Below are 20,761 nucleotides of genomic sequence, written 5' to 3'. Positions count from 1 at the left end.
ATGGATGGAGAGTTGGAATGAAAACAATACAGATTATTGATTCAAAGAATCATGTAGGAGAAACAGTTAAAATCGGTGCTTGGATTGCTAATAAGCGTTCAAGTGGAAAGATTGCTTTCTTAAATTTAAGAGATGGCTCAGCCTTCTTCCAAGGGGTTGTTGTGAAGAATGAGGTTGGTGAGGAGTTATTTGATTTAGCTAAAGGTCTGAATCAAGAAACATCAGTCATCATTACAGGAGAAATTAGAGAAGATACACGTTCTAAATTTGGTTATGAAATCGGAATTACTGGTATTGAAGTAGTTGGCGAAAGTCAAGACTACCCAATTACACCAAAAGAACATGGAACTGACTTTTTAATGGATCACCGTCATTTATGGTTACGTTCTTCAAAACAACATGCGATTATGCAAGTTCGTAACGAATTAATTCGTGCGACTTATGAGTTCTTTAACGAACGTAACTTTATTAAAATTGATCCACCTATTTTAACAAGTAGCGCGCCAGAAGGAACAACAGAGTTATTTGAAACAGATTACTTTGGAGATCCTGCTTACTTGTCACAAACAGGCCAATTATACTTAGAAGCTGCAGCAATGGCTTTTGGTAAAGTATTCTCATTTGGACCAACTTTTAGAGCAGAAAAATCTAAAACACGTCGTCATTTAACTGAATTTTGGATGATGGAACCTGAAATGGCTTTTGTCACTCAAGAAGAAAGTTTAGAAATTCAAGAAAAATACGTGGCTTTCATGATTGAGAAAGTTTTAGAAAACTGTGATTACGCTTTAGACGTTTTAGGACGTGACAAAGAGTTACTTAAAAAATACACAGTATTACCATTCCCACGTATCTCTTATGATGAAGCAGTTGAATTATTACAACAAAATGGTTTTGAAGATATTACTTGGGGAGATGACTTTGGATCTCCACATGAAACATTTATCGCTAACCATTATGAAAAACCAGTCTTCATTTTAAACTATCCAAAATCAATGAGTCCATTCTACATGAAACCACATCCAACAAGAGATGATGTTGTTATTCGTGCGGATATGATCGCTCCAGAAGGTTACGGAGAAATCATTGGTGGTAGTGAACGTGCGATTGGCTTTGATTACCTATTAGAGCAAATTGAAAAAGACGGTTTAGACCGTAAAGATTATGAATGGTACTTAGATTTACAAAAATATGGTCCAGTTCCTCACTCAGGCTTTGGTTTAGGTCTTGAAAGAACAGTGACTTGGGTATGTGGTATTGAGCATGTCCGTGAAGCAAGTCCATTCCCTCGTTTATTACACCGTATTTACCCATAAAAATGAGTTGAAAAGTATTAATAAATAAAAAGGAGTTACGACATCAGTTTAAATTGATATCGTAACTCCTTTTTTAGACTAAATGAAATAGATGAGCAACGAGTGTTGTCAGCATAGTAATCCCTACACCAATCAAAGTTGGTACAATAAAGGATATAAATGTCCATTTCTTACTCTTTGTTTCTTTATAGATGGTAATTAGCGTAGTTGAACATGGCCAATGATAGATTGTAAATAATAGGACGTTCATGGCTGTTAACCAAGTCCAACCATTAGCAACTAGTAATTGATAGAATTCATTTAAAGAACTATAGTCAGTAATGGTACTTGTCGCCATATAACCCATAATCATAATGGGAATAACAATTTCATTGGCTGGTAAACCAAGAATAAAGGCCATTAAGATAGTTCCATCTAAGCCCATAAGTTTAGCAAATGGGTCAATAAAACCAGTAATGTGTTGTAATATTGATAAATCACCTACTGTAATATTCGCTAAAATCCAAATAACTAATCCTGCTGGAGCAGCAACAATAATGGCACGCCATAATACAAATAAAGTTCTATCAAAGATTGACCGAACAATCACTTGCCCAATTTGTGGCTTTCTGTAAGGTGGAAGCTCTAAAGTAAAGGATGAAGGTATTCCTTTTAAAATGGTCTTTGAAAGTAGTCTAGAGACCCAAATAGTGGAAACAACACCTAATAGAATGACACCCGTTAAGAATGCTGCAGATTTAAGAGAACCCCTAAGCCAGCAGTTGTACCTGCAAAAAACATGGTAATAACAGCAATTAAAATAGGAAAGCGCCCGTTACAAGGTACAAAATTATTTGTAATAATAGCAATAAGTCTCTCCCTTGGTGAATCAATGATTCTAGCACCAACAACGCCTGCTGCGTTACAGCCAAATCCCATACACATAGTTAAGGCTTGTTTCCCGCAAGCGCCTGCTTTTTGAAAGTATTTATCTAAGTTAAAAGCTACACGTGGTAAATAACCAAAGTCTTCTAACAAGGTGAAGATTGGAAAGAAAATAGCCATAGGTGGTAGCATAACTGCGACAACTGTTGAGAGAACTTTATAGATACCATCAATTAAAACAGATTGAAGCATGACAGGCATGTGGATAGCAGTAGCTACTTGAGTTAGCCAATTACCAAATCGATTGAAATGATCGGCTAAAAAGTCAGATGGACCATCTGCACCAACAATAGTAAACCAAAAAATGAGCATTAATAAAAGAATCATGATTGGAATACCTGTGCTTTTTTGGGTGAGAATTTTATCAAGAACACGGTCTTTTTTATCAAAATCTTCATTACCAAATGTAATCACGTCTTGAGCAATAACAGAGGCTCGGTCAAGTAAAGCTAATACTTCTGTTTCAGGATCGTCATGAAGCTGTTTTAAGGCATCAATCATAAAGGGATTAGCTGTTGTTTCTCCTGAGATAACTTGGTCCACTTGATCCATTAACTCTGTTAGACCTTGCTTTTTGACTGCAGAAGTCCCAACTACTGGTACGCCTAATAATTCTTGAAGTTTAGGCAGGTTAATTGATATTTTTTTCTTGTTTGCTTCATCAAGTAAATTAACGCAAACAACTACTTTTGGTGTGATTTGCATAATTTGTAAAACGAGATTCAAGTTTCTCTCAAGACTAGTAGCATCACAAACAACCACTGTTGCTTCTGATTGGGTGGATTGGATAAAATCTCGTGCGACTTCCTCTTCTTGAGAGTGCGCCATTAAGGAATAGGTACCTGGTAAATCAACGATAACATATCCTTGAGAGTTGTGTTGATAGTGCCCTTGAGCAAGATCAACGGTTTTTCCTGGCCAGTTTCCTGTATGTTGTCTTAAACCTGTCAGTTCGTTAAAAATTGAACTTTTACCTACATTAGGATTTCCAGCTAAGGTGATGACTCTGTCAGTGTCATTTTTTCTTTGAATGATAAATTCTTCTGTTTTTGTTTCCATATTGTTATTTCACCTCAATGTATTGTGCATCACTGTTTCGAAGGGCGATGGTTGTTCCTCTAACACGATAAGCAATAGGATCTCCCTTAGGACTGACTAATACCTTCTTTATGGGGGTTCCTTGATAGAAGCCTAAGTCTAGTAATCGTCTCTTCATTTCTTCGTCAGGATGTGTAATTTTATCTACAATAACTTCTTCATCTGTTTTTATTGTTAGTAAATTCATGAACTTACCTCCTTTTTAGGTAAACCTAAATCTTTTTTTATTATAAACTTAATTTGTTAAAAATTCAACAAGCAATCAAAATGAAAGACTTATTAGATTTAAAAAAACATAGAAGTTCGATATAATAGGTTTATGGACAAAAGGAGGAGGTTGTGAAATGTTAGTAAAAGAATTTATTGAAAGGTATTATGTTGATCGAAAATCAACTCATTCTGTTAAGTGGGATGGGTTATCAGAAACATATACAAAATCAGACTTATTACCATTATGGGTAGCGGATATGGATTTTAAAGTACCTGAAAAAGTGCAAGAAAAACTAGCAGAACGTGTGAGTCATGGTGTGTTTGGTTACTCTTTAGTGGAAGATGAGTATTATGAGGCCTTTATAAATTGGCAAAAAAAACGTCATAATATTGATTTAAAACAAGAGTGGGTTCGTTTTACAACAGGGGTTGTTAACTCCTTTAATTACTTAATTCAAAGCTTTACCCAACCGGAAGAGAGTGTCTTAATTTTAGCTCCTGTATACTATCCTTTCTTTGATGCGGTGAAAAATAATAATCGCCAATTAGTCGTGTCAAATTTAGTTAATACAGATGGTTACTACACAGTAGATTTAGATGATTTTGAGAAAAAAATCGTTGAGAATCAAGTGAAAATCTTCCTACATTGTTCTCCCCACAACCCAGTTGGTCGAGTATGGAGTCAAGAAGAATTACTAGCTTTGTTTACTATTTGTCAGAAACATCAGGTCAAAATAATTTCAGATGAGATTCATCAAGATTTTATTCAACCAGGTCGTTCATTTTTAAGTGCTTTATCTGTTTCTGAAGAATTCTTAGAGGATTTATTTGTCTTATCAGCACCCTCTAAAACCTTTAATTTAGCTAGTTTACTTCACTCTCATGTGATTATTCCAAATGAGAGCCATCGACAAACCTTTGATGATTATTTGGATAAAGGGATAGGTAGTTCTGTTAGCGTTATGGGAATGATAGCCACAGAAGCAGCTTATACTTATGGAGAAGACTGGGTAGATGATTTAATCAATGTTATTGAACATAACTTTGAAACAATGAAATCAATTTTAGAAAAAGAACTACCTCATGTTATTATTACGAATAAAGAAGCAACCTATTTAGCATGGATTGACTTATCCTATTACCTCGAAAAAGAAGAACTAGTTGATATGATGGAAAACAAGGTTGGTATCGCAATTGACTATGGTGAATGGTTTGATACGCATAGTGCTACTTGTATTCGAATTAATTTAGCAACTAAAACTGAGAACATCGAGGAAGCAATGAATAAACTAGTCAAGGTATTAAAGAACAAATAAAACTTGTTATTTTAAAACCTTAAGATTCTTTAAATCTAATTTATTTAACATAGTTTTTATATAATGACTATGCTAGACTTGTTTTAAATTGTTATTTATAGGAGATGAATTATGGAAAATCGTAAAAGAAGTAGAAATAAAAAGAATCCTCTGAAAAAAATCGTTCTTATATTAGCTGGTGTTTTATTAGTAATGTTACTAGGGATTGGTACTTTTTTAGGGAAAACCTATTTTGATGTTAAAAGTACAGCAAATAAAGTAAGTAAACCGGTAGAAGGCCGTGTTGATACAACAACAGTCATGGATGGCGAGCCTTTCTCAGTATTATTACTTGGTTTAGATACAGGTGAATTTGGACGAAATGATGTCGGAAGATCTGATACGATTTTAGTTGCTACTGTGAATCCAAAAGAAAGTAAAACAACTCTTGTTAGTATTCCACGTGATACTCGTATGGAGATGGTAGGGTTTGGAACAGTTGAAAAAGCGGCTCATGCCTATGCTCATGGTCAAGAAAAAATGGCTATGGATTCAATGGATAAATTTTTAGATATGGAGTTAGATCACTATATTTGGATCAACATGGAAGGTTTTGAAGATTTAGTAAATGCTGTTGGTGGCGTGGAAGTTAATAACAAATTTGAGTTCGAACAAGATGGCTTTAAATTCCCTCAAGGTAAAAACACACTAAATGGTGAAGAGGCTTTAGCCTACACAAGAATGCGTTATGAAGATCCAAATGGTGACTATGGTCGTCAAGTTCGACAACAAGAAGTTATTGGTGCTATTGCAGAACAAGCCTTAAGTTTTAATGGTGTGACAAAATACAAACAAATTTTAAAAGCAATTGAAGAAAATATGAAAACAGATTTAGAACCGGATGAAATGTTTAAAATTGCTATGGATTACCGCAATTGTTTCACAACTATTGATGAAGAAACATTACATGGTAACGGTGAAATGATTGATGAAGTTTCTTACCAAGTAATTCCTGAGGAGGAGCTAGCTCGTGTTCAGTTATTATTAAAACAACAATTAGGTAAACAATAGATAGAGCAAACTTTTTATACCTGACTAATAAAGAAAAGAGGAAGACGCACAGGCGTTTTCCTCTTTTTGTTTTGATTTATGCTAGAGCACCCATTGGATCCCAAGGAGCAAGAACAGTTGCTTTGTCTGCTTCAACAATAGCAAGTAATTCTTCAGATAAATAGCGTTTGTTTACTACGATTTGGTAGGTATATTCGTTTAACCAATCATCACTCATAACGAAATAACCTTTTGAGCCAACTTTATCGCCCCAGCTATTTTCAACTTTCCATTTTGTTGGTTTACCTTCAACAAGGTCAACACCAGTTAATACCATAGCGTGAGTCATTAGGCTTTCTCCGTAGTCAAGACGTTCTGCTTTGGTCATAGAGTAGTCAATATCTAAGGTTTCTTCGACACTATAGATATCAGTTGCCATAATACCAGAATCTCTTGTAGAAGATTGGCCTACATCACAACCATACCAAACAGCTTCTCCCATTTTTAATTGATCAATAGCTAAGTTTTTAAATGTGTCAATATCAACATTTAAATGACGAACTTCTTTTCCACCTACTACATTACCGAGCATTTCAACAGTGTAAAGCTCATTATATGGTTTGTCTGCTGTAGGAGCGTTAATTACACTCACATAATCTGATAAATTACGTCCAACGAATTCATCATAGAATAATTGAGGTGTTAAGTTTCTTTTTAGTTGGTAATTACCATCTGTATCAACATAAGAAAAATCAAAATTAGTTGGTGGTGTACCAAGAGATGTGGCAAGTAAGTTATAGATTTCTTGTAACATACTTGCTTTTGTTTGATTAATTTCTTCTTCGCTAGCTTCTTTTTCAACTAAAGAACGTAACGTAATAGCATCTTTTCTTAATTTTTTATTGAGGAAAGTGTTTAAATCACGACTTTGAGAACTACTGAAAGTTTCAGGCATAACTGATTTTGGCACGATACCATATTTTTGGATAATAGCAACTAACATATCCCATTGTCCACCGTCTTGTTGAGGTGTTTGAAGTAAGAAAGCTACTTTACGACTTTCTAATGGTTCCACAGCTGTGGCTAAAATATTTTCGTAGAAATAATTAGCTTTTTCAAATTTGTCCCAGAAAAAAGTAAAATTTTGAGATAACTCGAAATCTTTAATCTCAAAAGTGTGTTCAATGTGATGACGGAAAGTATTAAGAGCTGCAAACATCCAACAACGACCACTTTGTTTTTGGTTGGCTACTTTTCCTGTGTCTAAATCAATTGAAAAGACTGGATTGTTAATAACAGTTGACTGTTGGTTTTCTGATGAAGCGAGAATCCCATTTTTCATCACAGCGCGTTGGCTAATTAAGTGACTTGGTTGGCTGTAAAAAGATTCTTTGTACGATTTGATTTGACTAAATGATATTTCTTTTGACATAAATGGGGTCATCCTTTCTAGAATATAAAGCTTGTTATCAATTGTACTCCTATTGTAATAAAATTGACAATATTACGCAAAACTAAATAGTTACAATTGGCGAAAATATGTTCGCTATGGTAAAATAAAACAGTCAGAAGATGAGCAAAGGAGAAAATAAGATGATAGAACGACGCACGGATTATACCTTTGATTTGGTCTCTAAATATCAGCCTTCTGGAGATCAACCAGAAGCCATAAAACAAATTGTAGCCAATATTAATAAAAAAGAAAAAGCCCAAACTCTTCTTGGGGTAACGGGATCTGGTAAGACATTTACGATGTCAAATGTGATCAAAGAAGTTAACAAACCGACTTTAATCATAGCCCACAACAAAACATTAGCTGGACAGCTCTACAGTGAGTTTAAAGAATTTTTCCCAAACAACGCTGTAGAGTATTTTGTTAGTTATTATGATTACTATCAACCAGAAGCTTACGTGCCTTCAAGTGATACTTATATCGAAAAGGATTCAAGTGTCAACGATGAAATCGATAAATTAAGACACTCGGCAACCAGTTCTTTATTGGAAAGAAATGATGTGATTGTTGTAGCGTCTGTGTCTTGTATTTATGGTTTAGGAGATCCGAAAGAATACCAAGAACAAGTTCTTTCTTTACGTGTTGGTATGGAAATGGAAAGAGATCAATTATTGAGAGCCCTAGTGGATATTCAATTTGACCGAAACGACATAGATTTTCAACGTGGTCGTTTCCGTGTCAGAGGTGACGTAGTAGAAATCTTTTTAGCCTCAAGAGATGAATTAGCCTTACGTGTTGAATTCTTTGGAGATGAGATTGACCGAATCAGAGAATTTAATGCCTTAACCGGTGAAGTTATGTCTGATACAGAACACGTGGCGATTTTCCCAGCAACTCACTTTGTTACGAATGAAGAACAAATGGAAGAAGCCATTGGTAGAATTGAAATCGAACTTGAAGGGCGATTAAAAGAATTAAGAAGTGAAGAAAAACTATTAGAAGCGCAAAGACTGGAACAACGAACAAATTACGACATCGAAATGATGCGTGAAATGGGTTACTGTTCAGGGATTGAAAACTACTCTAGACAGATGGAAGGACGAAAAGAAGGCGAAGCACCATACACGTTAATCGATTTCTTCCCAGATGATTTCCTGATTATGGTAGATGAATCTCATGTGACTATACCGCAAATTCGTGGGATGTATAACGGAGATAGAGCAAGAAAACAAATGTTAGTTGATTATGGCTTTAGATTACCTAGTGCATTAGACAATCGGCCACTGCAATTAAAAGAATTTGAAGATCATGTCAATCAAATCCTTTATGTGTCAGCTACTCCAGGACCATACGAGGCAGAGCAAACAGATCTTGTGACTGAACAAATTATTCGTCCAACAGGTCTTTTAGATCCAAACATAGAAGTGCGACCAATTATGGGACAAATTGATGATTTAGTAGGTGAAATTTACGAGCAAGTAGAGAAAAACGAGCGTGTCTTCATTACTACTTTAACGAAAAAAATGTCAGAAGATTTAACCGATTACTTCAAAGAATTAGGAATTAAAGTTAAGTATCTTCATAGTGATGTGAAAACATTAGAGCGAACAGAAATTATTAGAGATTTGCGATTAGGTGAGTTCGATGTCTTAATTGGGATTAACTTGCTTCGAGAAGGTATTGATGTTCCAGAAGTTTCCTTAGTAGCTATATTAGATGCGGATAAAGAAGGTTTCTTACGTAGTGAAAGATCTCTTGTGCAGACAATTGGTCGAGCTGCTCGTAATGAAAATGGTAAAGTCATTATGTATGCTGACAAAATGACGGATTCTATGACAAAAGCTATTGAAGAAACCAAACGAAGAAGAGCTATCCAAGAGGCATATAATCAAGAACATGGTATTGTACCAAAAACGATTATTAAAGAAATTCGTGATTTAATCAGTATTTCTAAAGTGACAGAAGAGGAAGAAGATATCAGTCTTGTTCAAAAATATGAAGCTCTTAATAAAGCTGAGAAAAAAGAATTATTATTAGAACTTGAAAACCAAATGAAACAAGCTGCTAAAGAGTTAGATTTTGAAAAAGCAGCTACCTTAAGAGATACACTCTTAGAGTTAAAGTCAGGTAAGTAAGAGGAGGAATACTATGGCAAATGATAAAATCGTCATTCGTGGCGCCCGTGCTCATAATTTAAAAAATATAGATGTTACTATTCCAAGAGATAAATTAGTTGTCATTACGGGACTATCAGGCTCAGGGAAAAGCTCCCTTGCATTTGATACCTTATATGCTGAGGGACAACGTCGATATGTAGAAAGTTTGTCAGCTTATGCGAGACAATTTTTAGGTCAAATGGACAAACCAGATGTAGATAGCATCGATGGGCTTAGTCCAGCTATCTCCATTGATCAAAAAACAACAAGTAAAAACCCACGTTCAACAGTAGGGACAGTCACTGAAATCAATGATTATTTGCGATTACTCTATGCGCGAGTAGGTCATCCGATTTGTCCTAATGATGGTACTGAGATTAGTAGCCAATCACCAGAACAAATGACGGATCGTATCTTAGAATTTGAAGAACGTACGAAAGTTCAGATTTTAGCTCCAGTTGTAAGAGAGAAAAAAGGCCAACATAAAAAAGTCTTTGAAAAAATTAAAAAAGAGGGGTTTGTTCGTGTCAGAGTAGATGGTGACATCTATGACATCGAAGAAACACCTGAATTAGAAAAAAATAAAAAACATTCCATTGAGATTGTTGTGGACCGGATTGTCATTAAAGAAGGCGTACGTTCTCGTTTATTTGACTCTTTTGAAATGGCACTGAGATTATCTGAAGGTTATGCTGTAGTTGATGTGTCTGGGCAAGAAGAGATTCTCTTTAGTGAGCATTACGCTTGTCCTTATTGTGGGTTTACTGTAGGTGAAATTGAACCACGTTTATTCTCTTTTAACACACCATTTGGTGCTTGTCCTGATTGTGATGGATTAAGTATTAAACTAGAGGTAGATGAGGATTTAGTTGTTCCAGATAAAACGAAAACCTTGCGAGAAGGAGCCATTGCACCTTGGAATCCGATTAGTTCTAATTATTACCCACAAATGCTTGAACAAGCCTGTGAACAATTTGGGATTGATTTTGATACACCTTATGAGTTGTTTGAAGAAGAACAACGAGCTATTTTAATGACAGGTTCTAATGGAGATGAGTTCCATTTCCACTACGAAAATGAATTTGGTGGCGTTCGAGACGTGGATATTCCTTTTGAAGGGATTCTTAAAAATATTAAACGTCGTTACCATGAAACAAATAGTGATTACACTAGAGAACAAATGAAACTTTATATGACAGAGTTGACCTGTGCATCATGTCATGGGTATCGCTTAAATGAGGAAGCTTTGTCCGTTAAAGTATCAGGTAAACATATTGGTGAGATTAGTAATCTATCTGTCAATGATTCTCTTAGTTACTTTGGCGAGTTAGCCTTTGGTGAGCAAGAGCAAATGATTGCTCAACCTATTTTAAAGGAAATCACTGACCGATTGAGTTTCTTACAAAACGTTGGGCTGAATTACTTAACTCTAAGTCGTTCAGCTGGAACACTTTCTGGGGGAGAAGCTCAACGTATCCGTTTAGCTACTCAAATCGGTTCTAACTTATCTGGTGTCCTTTACATATTAGATGAGCCTTCTATTGGGTTACATCAGCGAGATAACAATCGATTGATTGAATCTTTGAAAAAAATGCGTGATTTAGGAAACACTCTTATTGTCGTGGAACATGATGAAGATACCATGCGAGCTGCTGATTATTTGATTGATATTGGTCCAGGAGCAGGGGAATTAGGTGGTCAAATCATTGCTGCTGGAACACCAGAAGAAGTGGAAAAAAATAAAAACTCATTAACAGGACAATACCTATCAGGTCAAAAACAAATTCCTGTACCGACTAAACGCCGTAAAGGTAACGGAAAAGAAATTGTGGTCAAAGGTGCTAAAGAAAATAACTTAAAAAACTTAGATGTGGCTTTTCCATTAGGCAAATTTGTGGCTGTAACAGGTGTTTCTGGTTCTGGTAAGAGTACCTTAGTAAATGAGATTTTGAAGAAAGCCCTGGCTCAAAAGATTAATCGTAACTCAGAGAAACCTGGGAAATATGAATCAATTACAGGATATGAAGATATCGAAAAAATCATTGATATCGATCAAAGTCCAATCGGTAGAACACCAAGAAGTAATCCGGCAACCTATACAAGTGTTTTTGATGACATTAGAGATTTGTTTGCTAAAACCAATGAAGCCAAAATTCGTGGTTACAAAAAAGGACGCTTTAGTTTTAATGTTAAAGGCGGTCGTTGTGAGTCTTGTCGTGGTGACGGTATTATTAAGATTGAGATGCACTTTTTACCAGATGTGTACGTCCCATGTGAAGTTTGTCATGGACATCGTTACAACTCGGAAACCTTAGAAGTGAAATACAAAGGAAAAAATATTGCAGAAATTTTAGAGATGACAGTAGAAGAAGCTGTTGAGTTCTTCAAAGCGATTCCTAAAATCCATCGCAAAATGCAGACTATTGTTGATGTGGGATTAGGCTATGTGAAGTTAGGTCAATCAGCAACGACATTATCTGGTGGAGAAGCACAACGAATGAAGCTTGCCAGTGAATTACATAAGCGTTCATCAGGTAAAAACTTTTATATCTTAGATGAACCGACAACAGGTCTGCATGCAGATGATATTAGTCGTTTGATTGAAGTGTTAACTCGATTAGTGGATACAGGCAATACGGTTTTAGTGATTGAGCATAACTTAGATGTTATTAAAACAGCTGACTATATTATTGATTTAGGTCCAGAAGGTGGCGATGGTGGTGGAACCATTGTCACGACAGGAACGCCTGAAGAAGTGATAAAAGTAGAGGAAAGCTATACTGGTTACTACCTACGTGAAGTGATGGAACGTTTTGAATAAAGTAAACATATTATGAAAAAAAAAGCGCCTGCCCATAAGTGAAAAGACTTATGAGTCAGGCGCTTTTTGTTAATCATTAATTCTTCTGATTTCTCGGTTATAGTTTAATAAATAAGTTATGATTGAAAACAACGTGATTAAAACAAGTAGGGTAATAGCAAGAGGTAGGATATCTAAACCAGTTGTAGAGATACCTAATATTTTTTTAAGAAAACTAAAAACACTTGAACGAAAATTCGGTCCACCCATTTGTAAAAGCAACCCAATCACAAAGGGAACAATTACAACAGTTGCAATCACAACTAATCTTTTAAATCCAGTAACTCTGTCAATAAATGTGCCAACAACTGAAGCTAGAGAAGCACTAAATAAGAAAAAGAGAAATAAAAACAGAAGACTTTTCCAATGATTGTCTTGAGCATAAGCATCAGCAAAAAACAAAGTAATGTTTAATTTTTGAGTAAAAAAATCGTTAGCAATTAGTTTAAACACGATTAATACACTGGCAAGAAAAGCAGAAATCGTTACATTGGAAATCAAGTAACTTAAAAAGATGTTGCTTCTGGACATGCCATTTTGAATGAACAATTTAAAATCAGAGCTAACGCCGATATAGGCAATGATAAAGATAAAAATCGAAGAGGCAAACATGGCGTCTGAATTAACAGTCGTGTCAGTTCCTGCAAATAAAATACCAATTATAGGGAATAAAATAGCAAAGAAAGTGAAGTAGCTAAAGAAAAAAGCTAAGGATTTCATTTGATATTTCATTCGATAAGTAAATGCTGTCGAGAGTTTCATAGATAAAACCTACTTTCTTTTTGTTAATTGAACAAAGTATTGTTGAAGATTGATTGGTTGGATACTTAAGCTGTTTGGTACAGAATTAGGCATATCACCAGAGAGATAAGCAGTGCAATAATCACCAAGTGACTCACTTCCAATCACAGTATACTGACTTGCAAAGTCAAGAACTTCATTTTTAGGACCAGATAAAGCAAAGTGTTGTCTAAGGAGTGATTCTGTCTCTTGATCCACTTTTACTTCCCCTTGCTCAATAATAACGACATGCTCAAGGAGTGTCGCGATTTCTTCAATCAAATGTGTTGAAATAACGAAAGTTCGATTTCTTTCCTCATATGTTTCAATTAAGAAGGTATAGAAAAGTTCACGGTGGGTAGCATCTAAGCCTAGGACAGGCTCATCAAGAAAAATGTAATCACAAGGTACACAAAGTGCAGTAATAAGTTTAGCAATACTACGGTAGCCAGTAGAAAGCTTTTTGAAGGTTTGTTTCGTGTTCAGCTCAAATGAGTCTGCCATTTTTTTAGCGAAGTCCCAATCAAAGGAGCCATAAAAACCTTCTGAAATACGAAACATGTCTTTAATCTTCATACTAGACGGGAATAAATTATCTTCACTCATTAAGTAGATTTGATTGAGCAATACTTCATTGTTTAAAACACTTGTACTATTTAAATCAACAGAGCCTTCTGAAGGAATGCTACGATTAGCAATGATATTAAGTAAGGTACTTTTACCGGCACCATTACGACCTAATAAGCCGTAAATTGTATTTGGCTTAAACGTAACGGTCGCTTGATTCAAAGCAGTTTTATCTTTATAGTATTTTGAAACATTCATCACCTCTAAACTCATGATTGATACCCTCTTTCTAATATGATTATTAATTCTTCAAGGTTGATATTTAACTTTTTAGCTTCTTCTATCAAATGCGAGACATCATTTTTTAAAAATTCTTCTTTTCTAATCATTCTAACTTTCTCCTGTGCGCCTTCTAAAACAAACATACCAATACCGCGCTTTTTTTCGATTAAACCGTCGTCCACCAACAGATTCATACCCTTTAAGACTGTTGCGGGATTAATCTGATAGCTTTTTGAAATCTCTGTCGTTGAAGGAATTTGCCTCCCTTCTTGGAAGGCACCATTTAAAATACCTAAAGAGATTTGATCAGCGACTTGTTGGAACAAAGGTTTGTCGCTTGTATAATTAAATTCCATAGAATCACCTCGTTACATAGTTGGTTAGTTACTTGTGTAATTAACTATATATCCAGAGAGTCAATTTGTCAAACATTTTTAATAACTATGTTATGATACACCAGGTATGCTATAATATATGAATTGAGAATAGGGAGTGAAGTAGATGAAGGAAAAACAAATAGATAGTCTTCAATTAGTTGTTATTACAGGGATGAGTGGGGCAGGTAAAACTGTTGCTGTTCAAAGTTTTGAAGACATGGGATTTTTCTGTATTGATAATTTACCACCATCATTAATCCCGAAATTCTGGGAATTAATTAAAGAATCAGGAAAAATTACGAAAATTGCTTTAGTTATTGATTTAAGATCACGTGCTTTCTTTGAAGAAATTCAAAGCATGTTAGTTGAAATTGAAAACACACAATTAGTTGATACAACAGTGATGTTCTTAGAAGCATCTGATAAAGAATTAGTTTCTCGTTACAAAGAAACAAGAAGAACCCATCCCTTAGCTATGGACGGTTTGGTAACAGAAGGAATTATTAAAGAGCGTGCGCTTTTAAGTGAGTTAAAAGCAGAAGCACAATTGGTCATTGATACGACCAATCTAGCGCCGAGAGAATTAAGAGAAAAAATTATGGCTAACTTTAAATCAAATGATACTTCTACTTTTAGAGTTGAAATGGTTTCATTTGGTTTTAAATATGGTTTGCCAATTGACGCAGACGTAGTTATGGATGTTCGTTTTTTACCAAATCCTCATTACGTAGCAGAGTTACGTCCTATGACAGGAAAAGATAAACCAGTTTATGATTACGTAATGGCAAGTGACATGACAGAAGATTTCTATCAACAATACGAAAAACTAATGCTATCTATTTTACCTGGTTACATCAAAGAAGGAAAAATGAGTTTAACGATTGCTATTGGTTGTACAGGTGGGCAACACCGCTCAGTTGCTTTAACAGAACGATTAGGTAAACGTATTGCTGAAGATTACAAAACAAATATCACTCATCGGGATATCGCCAAAAGAAAGGAAACTGTGAACCGCTCATGAAAACCTACCGAATAAGAAGACCTAAGATAGTGGTCATCGGTGGTGGTACAGGTTTACCTGTGATATTAAATGGCTTGCGCTATCAAAGTGCAGATATTACAGCTGTTGTAACAGTTGCCGATGATGGAGGCAGTAGTGGTAAGTTACGAGAAAGCATTAACATGAGTCCCCCAGGAGACTTGCGTAATGTGCTTGTAGCTCTGTCTGACATGCCTCAAATGTATGAAAAAATCTTTCAATACCGTTTTAAAAAAGAAGATGATTTTTTAGCAGATCACACTATAGGAAATTTAATTATTGCCGCTCTTTCTGAAATGAAAGAAAGCACGTATGATGCTATCCAGTTGCTGACGAAGTTTATGCACGTGGATGGTCATATTTACCCTGCTTCAGAAAAATCATTGACTTTACATGCTAAATTTTTAGACGGCTCAGAAGTGGAAGGCGAATCTAAAATTGCGGATGACCGAAAAAAAATCGATTACGTTTATGTTACTAATACACATGATGACGAAAAGCCAAAAGCTGCTAGAAAAGTTGTGACAGCGATTAAAGAAGCTGACATGATTGTTCTTGGACCTGGTAGTTTATACACGAGCATCTTGCCTAATTTAATGATTGAAGATTTAGGTCAAGCGATTGTAGAATCAGAGGCTGAGGTTGTCTATATTTGTAATATTATGACCCAAAAAGGGGAAACAGAACATTTTTCAGATGCTGAACATGTCAAAGTTCTCCACAAACACTTAAATGCGAAGTTTGTAGACACTGTTTTAGTTAATACAGAGCCAATACCAGATGACTACATGGATTTTGAAGTCTATGATGAATATCTAGTACAAGTGAAACATGATTTCCAATCTTTAAGAGATGAAGAGTGTCGAGTTATTTCAGCTGACTTTTTAGAGCTTAGAGATGGTGGTGTGTTCCACGATGGCAATAAAGTAGTGGAAGAGTTGTTCCGTTTAGTGTTTGGAACCAAATATTAAAGAAGGAGTGAGTCAGGATGTCTTTTGCATCTGATGTGAAAAAAGAACTGACCACCTTAGAAGTTCATAAGGAACATGCTAAAGCAGAATTAGCAGCTCTTATTAGAATGAATGGTGCAGTAACCTTAGTTAATCGCCAATTTGTTTTGAATGTTCAAACGGAAAATGCAGCAATTGCTAGGCGACTATTTACTTTATTAAAAGATCACTACGGTGTTAACAGTGAACTTTTAGTCAGAAGAAAAATGAAATTAAAGAAGAATAATGTGTACATTGTTCGACTTAAACAAGAAACACAACGCGTATTAGAAGATTTAGAAATCATGGATGGTTACATGTTTAACACACGTGTCTCGTCTTCTATTATGGGAAATGAACAAAAAATGCGATCTTATCTACGAGGTGCCTTTTTAGCAGGAGGCTCTGTCAATAATCCTGAAACAAGTCGTTATCATTTGGAAATCTACTCGATGTACGAGGAGCAATGCCAAGATTTATGTGACATGTTACAGTTTTATGGGTTGAATGGACGTGTGGCTGAAAGACGAAATGGTTTCATTACTTATCTCAAGGGAGCCGAAGAAATTGCGGACTTTTTAGTGCTAGTTGGTGCGACTAATGCCATGCTAAAATTTGAAGATGTGCGAATTGTTAGAGACTTAAGAAACTCAGTTAATCGACTAATGAATTGTGAAAATGCCAATATGAATAAAACAGCAGATGCGGCAAAAAAACAAATTGAAAATATTCAATTAATTGATGAAAAAGTCGGACTTGATTCACTACCTGAAAAGCTAAGAGAAGTAGCTGAAGTGAGACTAGAAAACCCAGAAATTAGTTTGAAAGAGTTGGGTGAAATGTTACCAAGTGGTCCTATCACAAAATCAGGTATTAATCACCGTATTCGAAAGATTAATGAATACGCTGAAAAGCTCGTTGAATAGATAAAGACTATAAGAGAAAAACTAGAAAATTTATTTTTCTAGTTTTTTTATTTTTATCAGCAATAGAAAACGAAAAAAGATTGTGAAAAGGTGATATACTTACAGTGAATAAGAAGGGTGAGTGAAGCTATTGAAAACAAAAGACTTATGGCATTCCTATGTACAATCACACGAACTCAATGAAGAACTGCTACCAGATTATATTGCGGAATCTTGGACATATTGCATGGAAAATAATGTAAACCCTTACTCGAAAAAAGGTTTAGAACGTATCTCAGTCTATGATTTATCAATAAAAAAACAAGAACTGTCATTTTTGATAAATACGGTAAAGAATGAAATTAACCGTTTAAATGAATTTTTCTACGTTAAAAAACCACTTTTTATTTTAACCAACAACGAGGGAGTAGTTTTATGGCGAGAAGGGCATCAAGAAACAAGGCATCTAGCTAATAATATTCATTTTTCAGAAGGCAGTGTCTGGACTGAAAAAGCAGTTGGAACAAATGCGATTGGTATTGCTCTGCGAACTTTAGAAAGTGTAACAGTTGAAAGGTTTCAGCATTTTTCTGAAGCGTCACATCCCTTTACATGTACGTCAACACCTATTTTAGATGGAGATGATAACGTAATTGCTTGTTTAAATGTCTCTACTATGGAAGCGTTCAGCGAAACGAATTACACTCTTTTCGCCTTAAAAATGATTGCCAAAAATGTGCAATATAAAGTTGCAGAAAAACAATTAATTGAAAGGAAAGAACAGTTCTTAGAAGCATTAAATCAACCTTTCGAACAATCAGTGTTGGTTGGTCTAGATGGAAAAATTCTATCTGTTTCAGATGATTATCATTTATTAGATAGCAGTATAGAAGGAAAGATTATCAATGACACACTTGCTAAGCAATTCGAACCATTCCATAAGAAAAAATTGTATCAAGAAAATCAATTGATTGGTTTTTGTTATCAGTTAGAACAGAAAGTCAAAGAACCTTCCTTTATTAGTTTTGGTATTACGTCAAAAAATAGAGACTATCAACAATTTTTAAATCAATTGTCACGAGCTGCTAAGTCTGAATTGCCAATTCATATTTATGGGGAGACCGGAAGTGGAAAAGAACTCTCCGCCAAAACGATTCATTATAATAGTAATCGACAGTTTGCTCAGCTTATTTCTGTTAACTGTGGTGCTTTAAGTGAATCTCTCCTTGAGAGCGAATTATTTGGTTATGTTTCTGGAGCTTTTACAGGTGCAAGTCAAACTGGGTATCAAGGAAAAATTCAACAGGCTAATCACGGAACCTTATTTTTAGATGAAATTGACAGCATGTCGAAAAGGATGCAAGTGGCACTTCTTAGAGCTTTGGAGGAAAAGAAAATTACTCCAATAGGAAGTGATAAAGAAATTGAAGTTGATTTTAGATTAGTAACAGCAAGTAATAAAGATTTAAAAAAGTTAGTGAAATCGGGAGAGTTTAGGGAAGATTTGTTTTATCGTTTGTATGTTATTCCGTTGATATTACCTTCTCTTCGAGAAAGACAAGAAGACTTCGATACTTTAGTGGAAGATTTTTGTAAAAGAAAAAACTGGCAACCAGGTTGGAAAGTGAAAATTAGTGAAATTGCTAAAGAGTTTGAATGGCAAGGTAATATTAGAGAGTTTCAAAATTTTCTTGAGCGTTTGCACTTATATTTTCCAACTACTGAACCAAGTAAAACGGAAGTGATAGAGCTAATCTCGATTGGCTCTGTAAAAATGACTCATCAAGTAGACACGTCACTAGATGAAAGATTGCAAATTATGAATGTATTAAAAGAAACCAACTATCATCTGACTCAAACAGCAGATAAATTAAATATGGCGCGAAGCACGCTTTACAGAAAAATTGATAAATATCAAATACAAATTCACAAATAAATAATTAGTTATTAAGAGAGATGGATACCTGTATCTGTCTCTTTTTTGTTGCAACAAGAATGGGACGTTTTTGTTCGATTTCACAAATTTAAAAACAATAAAGTTTTATTTGAAGCGCTTTCTTAGTTGGCGCGGTTATTGCTTATAAGAAGGTGTAAGACTAATAAAGGAAGGTGATGTTATGAGAAAGTACAATCTGATTGTGATTGGTGCTGGACCAGGTGGTTATGTAGCAGCCGTAGAAGCCGCAAAACTAGGTCAAAAAGTGGCAGTCATTGAGAAGGAAAAAATCGGAGGTACTTGTTTAAATGTTGGCTGCATTCCCTCAAAAGCCTATTTGAAACATGCCAGTTGGATCGAAAGTTTAAATGAAGCCAACCAGTTCGGGATTAGTACTCAATTAACTGCTATTGACTACTCCAAATTAGTAGAGAGAAAAAATGGTGTGGTGAATCAGCTACAACAAGGGATTCATTACTTATTCAAGCAACACAACATTGATTATATTGAAGGAGAAGCAAGATTAAGCGGAACGCATGAAGTGATTGTAAATAATGATGTCTTAGATACAGATTTTATTTTGTTAGCAACAGGAAGTAACCCCTTTGTACCACCTATAAAGGGGATTGAATCCGTGAATTATTTAACAACAGACACTTTTTTTGATTTAAAAGAATTACCGAATAAGTTAAGTATCATAGGCGGTGGTGTCATTGGTATTGAGTTAGCTTTTGCTATGGCTCCTCTTGGAGTGGAGGTTTCAGTAATAGAAGTTGCACCAAGTATATTAATGACTGAAGATAAGGAAGCAATACTCCTTATAAAGAAACAACTAAAAAAAATGAACGTTACCCTTATTGAAGGTGCCTTGATTAAAGAAGTCACTCATTCTGATATCCAATTAGAGGATCAATCAATTTCATTTGATGAATTGTTAGTTGTGACAGGTAGAAAAAATAATTTATCTATTTTAGACACTTTGAACATTGCTAAAACAGCGAATCAAAAATTTGTTGAGGTGAATCGTTACTATCAAACTTCAATTAATAATATCTATGCTGTTGGAGATATTGTTGATAGTTTTATGTTGGCTCATGCTGCTAGTAAAGAGGGGATTAAAGCGGTGAGACACATGTTTTGTAAGAAAGAAGCACCTTTATTAAAAGAACAAATTCCTCGTTGTGTATACACCCATCCTGAAATTGCTAGTTTTGGTTTAAGTGAGGAAGAAGCTAAAGAAAAAGGTTATGAAATTCTAGTATCTAAAACAAACTATTCAGCGAATGGTCGGGCCATTTCTGGTAATGAAACAACTGGTTTTATCAAAATAATAGCTGAGAAAGAACATCATGAATTATTAGGAGGAGTGATTGTCGGAGCCAATGCAACAGAAATGATTCATACTATTTTAGCTGCTAAAGAATCTGAGGGACGTTTGGAAGAAATTGAAAAAATGACATTTGCACATCCAACTTTATCAGAAATGATGGGTGAGTTGGCTAGTGAGATGATTTTCTAAGGAGG

At 35.1% G+C, this 20,761-nt stretch carries 17 protein-coding genes; 10 read left to right on the top strand and 7 right to left on the bottom strand.

Annotated elements, in window-relative coordinates:
* The first annotated feature begins 17 nt into the window (after positions 1-17).
* Positions 18-1,316: an asparagine--tRNA ligase gene (asnS, locus tag DOK76_RS09320; RefSeq protein ID WP_206967085.1), complete on the top strand. Its 1,299-nt coding sequence runs from the start codon at positions 18-20 to the stop codon at positions 1,314-1,316.
* A 73-nt stretch (positions 1,317-1,389) separates the two neighbouring features.
* Here the strand turns inward: asnS and DOK76_RS09315 are convergent, their stop codons facing one another.
* Genes DOK76_RS09315 through DOK76_RS09305 form a run of 3 tightly spaced genes read right to left on the bottom strand, consistent with a single transcriptional unit; the run spans position 1,390 to position 3,525 of the window.
* Entirely contained in the window at positions 1,390-2,028 is a 639-nt protein-coding gene (locus tag DOK76_RS09315; protein ID WP_206967106.1) for a nucleoside recognition domain-containing protein, read from the bottom strand.
* 8 nt (positions 2,029-2,036) lie between these two features.
* Positions 2,037-3,299, bottom strand: coding sequence for a ferrous iron transporter B (locus DOK76_RS09310; protein WP_206967083.1), 1,263 nt, complete (start codon positions 3,297-3,299; stop codon positions 2,037-2,039).
* 4 nt (positions 3,300-3,303) lie between these two features.
* The gene (locus DOK76_RS09305) at positions 3,304-3,525 is read right to left on the bottom strand and encodes a FeoA family protein (protein ID WP_206967081.1); all 222 of its coding nucleotides are present in this window, start codon (positions 3,523-3,525) and stop codon (positions 3,304-3,306) included.
* Positions 3,526-3,682: 157 nt separating this feature from the next.
* Here DOK76_RS09305 and DOK76_RS09300 point away from each other — a divergent pair, with 157 nt between their 5' ends.
* On the top strand, positions 3,683-4,864 hold the full coding sequence (locus tag DOK76_RS09300; RefSeq protein ID WP_206967078.1) for a MalY/PatB family protein: 1,182 nt from the start codon (positions 3,683-3,685) through the stop codon (positions 4,862-4,864).
* Positions 4,865-4,975: 111 nt separating this feature from the next.
* Positions 4,976-5,914, top strand: coding sequence for an LCP family glycopolymer transferase (locus tag DOK76_RS09295; protein WP_206967076.1), 939 nt, complete (start codon positions 4,976-4,978; stop codon positions 5,912-5,914).
* Positions 5,915-5,990: 76 nt separating this feature from the next.
* On the opposite strand, the gene DOK76_RS09290 is transcribed toward DOK76_RS09295, so the two are convergent.
* Positions 5,991-7,325: a C1 family peptidase gene (locus DOK76_RS09290; protein WP_206967074.1), complete on the bottom strand. Its 1,335-nt coding sequence runs from the start codon at positions 7,323-7,325 to the stop codon at positions 5,991-5,993.
* Positions 7,326-7,486: 161 nt separating this feature from the next.
* On the opposite strand from DOK76_RS09290, the gene uvrB reads away from it, so the two are divergent.
* A complete protein-coding gene (gene uvrB / locus DOK76_RS09285) occupies positions 7,487-9,481 on the top strand; it encodes an excinuclease ABC subunit UvrB (protein ID WP_206967072.1) in 1,995 nt (664 codons plus the stop codon).
* A gap of 13 nt (positions 9,482-9,494) precedes the next feature.
* Entirely contained in the window at positions 9,495-12,323 is a 2,829-nt protein-coding gene (uvrA, locus tag DOK76_RS09280) for an excinuclease ABC subunit UvrA (RefSeq protein ID WP_206967070.1), read from the top strand.
* A gap of 69 nt (positions 12,324-12,392) precedes the next feature.
* Here the strand turns inward: uvrA and DOK76_RS09275 are convergent, their stop codons facing one another.
* Genes DOK76_RS09275 through DOK76_RS09265 form a run of 3 tightly spaced genes read right to left on the bottom strand, consistent with a single transcriptional unit; the run spans position 12,393 to position 14,347 of the window.
* Positions 12,393-13,124 (bottom strand): hypothetical protein, encoded by a 732-nt coding sequence (locus DOK76_RS09275; RefSeq protein ID WP_206967068.1) that lies wholly within the window; start codon positions 13,122-13,124, stop codon positions 12,393-12,395.
* A 9-nt stretch (positions 13,125-13,133) separates the two neighbouring features.
* Positions 13,134-13,982 (bottom strand): ATP-binding cassette domain-containing protein, encoded by an 849-nt coding sequence (locus tag DOK76_RS09270; protein ID WP_206967066.1) that lies wholly within the window; start codon positions 13,980-13,982, stop codon positions 13,134-13,136.
* Positions 13,979-14,347 (bottom strand): GntR family transcriptional regulator, encoded by a 369-nt coding sequence (locus DOK76_RS09265; protein ID WP_206967064.1) that lies wholly within the window; start codon positions 14,345-14,347, stop codon positions 13,979-13,981. The genes DOK76_RS09270 and DOK76_RS09265 overlap by 4 nt, the downstream gene beginning before the upstream one ends.
* A 145-nt stretch (positions 14,348-14,492) precedes the next feature.
* On the opposite strand from DOK76_RS09265, the gene rapZ reads away from it, so the two are divergent.
* The 5 genes from rapZ (at position 14,493) to lpdA (ending at position 20,756) form a co-directional block, all read left to right on the top strand.
* On the top strand, positions 14,493-15,389 hold the full coding sequence (gene rapZ / locus DOK76_RS09260) for an RNase adapter RapZ (RefSeq protein ID WP_206967062.1): 897 nt from the start codon (positions 14,493-14,495) through the stop codon (positions 15,387-15,389).
* Positions 15,386-16,378, top strand: a complete 993-nt coding sequence (gene mgfK, locus DOK76_RS09255) for a gluconeogenesis morphogenetic factor MgfK (RefSeq protein WP_206967060.1) — start codon at positions 15,386-15,388, stop codon at positions 16,376-16,378. Before rapZ ends, mgfK begins: the two co-directional genes overlap by 4 nt.
* Positions 16,379-16,395: 17 nt before the next feature.
* A complete protein-coding gene (gene whiA, locus DOK76_RS09250; protein WP_206967058.1) occupies positions 16,396-17,322 on the top strand; it encodes a DNA-binding protein WhiA in 927 nt (308 codons plus the stop codon).
* Positions 17,323-17,452: 130 nt separating this feature from the next.
* The gene (locus DOK76_RS09245; protein ID WP_206967056.1) at positions 17,453-19,237 is read left to right on the top strand and encodes a sigma-54-dependent Fis family transcriptional regulator; all 1,785 of its coding nucleotides are present in this window, start codon (positions 17,453-17,455) and stop codon (positions 19,235-19,237) included.
* 181 nt (positions 19,238-19,418) lie between these two features.
* On the top strand, positions 19,419-20,756 hold the full coding sequence (gene lpdA / locus DOK76_RS09240) for a dihydrolipoyl dehydrogenase (protein ID WP_206967054.1): 1,338 nt from the start codon (positions 19,419-19,421) through the stop codon (positions 20,754-20,756).
* Positions 20,757-20,761 lie beyond the last annotated feature (5 nt).

Origin of the sequence: Candidatus Vagococcus giribetii (assembly GCF_017316185.1) — a bacterium.
Classification (GTDB): Bacteria; Bacillota; Bacilli; order Lactobacillales; family Vagococcaceae; genus Vagococcus; species Vagococcus giribetii.
The sequence above is the reverse complement of the archived record's forward strand: the minus strand, read 5'-3'. Positions and strand labels throughout refer to the sequence as shown.